The sequence below is a fragment of the Thiolapillus sp. genome, assembly GCF_048562965.1.
Taxonomy (GTDB): domain Bacteria; phylum Pseudomonadota; class Gammaproteobacteria; order Chromatiales; family Chromatiaceae; genus Thiolapillus; species Thiolapillus brandeum_A.
Genome location: NZ_JBHNMF010001005.1, coordinates 1 through 1,013 on the forward strand (window position 1 = coordinate 1; position 1,013 = coordinate 1,013).

The 1,013-nt window shown below is 60.3% G+C and carries 1 protein-coding gene; it reads right to left on the minus strand.

The features are described 5' to 3' along the window. Window positions 1-129 precede the first annotated feature (129 nt). On the minus strand, window positions 130-957 hold the full coding sequence (locus ACOCD2_RS21810) for a cytochrome C assembly family protein (RefSeq protein WP_293649349.1): 828 nt from the start codon (window positions 955-957) through the stop codon (window positions 130-132). Between the last annotated feature and the right edge of the window lie 56 nt (window positions 958-1,013).

Genomic DNA, 1,013 nt, shown 5'->3' on the forward strand with positions numbered 1-1,013 from the left:
CCCAGACAATTGGCTCCCGCTCAATCCGGGTGACCTGCTCGGAAGAGCCGGATGCGGGAAATCCGCACGTCCGGTTCTGTGAGGGTGAAAGCCAGCAATGGCCGATCTACTCGACTAGCAAAAGCCGGCTCAGCGTTTCAGGATCAGTTCTACCACTGCCTTGCTGCCGAAGTAGGCCAGGGCGAGGACGATGAAGCCTGTCAGCGTCCAGCGTATGGCGGTACGGCCCCGCCAGCCGAAGCGGTAGCGTCCCCACAGCAGCACGGCAAAAGCCAGCCAGGCCAGAATGGACAGCAGGGTCTTGTGCACCAGGTGCTGGGCGAACATGTCGTCGAGGAAGACGAAACCGCTGGCCAGCGCCAGCGTCAGCAGGATGAAGCCGATGGTGATCATCTCGAACATCAGGCCTTCCATGGTCTGCAGAGGTGGCAGGGCGCGGATGAAGCCGCCGGGGTGATGCTTGCGCAGGTGGCGGTCCTGTATGGCCAGCAACACAGCCTGAACGGCTGCCATGGCAAGTACGCTGTAAGCCAGGATGGAACTGATCACATGGGCGCGCAGTTCCCAGTTGGTGTCTGGTGGGAGCAGGCGCACGCCGGGAAAGAAATAGTCCAGCAGCAGGGTGCAGGCGGCGATGGGCAGCAGCACCACGCCCAGGGATTCGATGGGCTTGCTCAGAGCGGCCAGCAGATAGAGCAGGGCGATGACCCAGGCGGCGAAGGAGACGGCATTGAAGAAGCTGAAGTTAACGCCCTGCATGGTGTGCAGGGACAGGTACAGCAGATAGCCGTGCAGCAGCAGCGCCGAAAAACCCAGTACCAATCCCGTGGTTTTGGGCGGGCGACCGGCCTTTTCCGTCTTCAGCAGGCGCAGGGTGAACACGGCGCCGCTGAGAATATACAGGATGACGGCGGCAATCATGATGAGGGTGTTTTCCATGGGGTGAAATGATGGCATATCACGTCACATACCGAAAGTCCCGCATACCCGATATAATCAGCGGTATCACTGAA

What these genes read in the sequence shown, in the direction of transcription:
- ACOCD2_RS21810 (WP_293649349.1), bottom strand. Translation starts at nt 957, where the DNA reads ATGCCATCATTTCACCCCATGGAAAACACCCTCATCATGATTGCCGCC.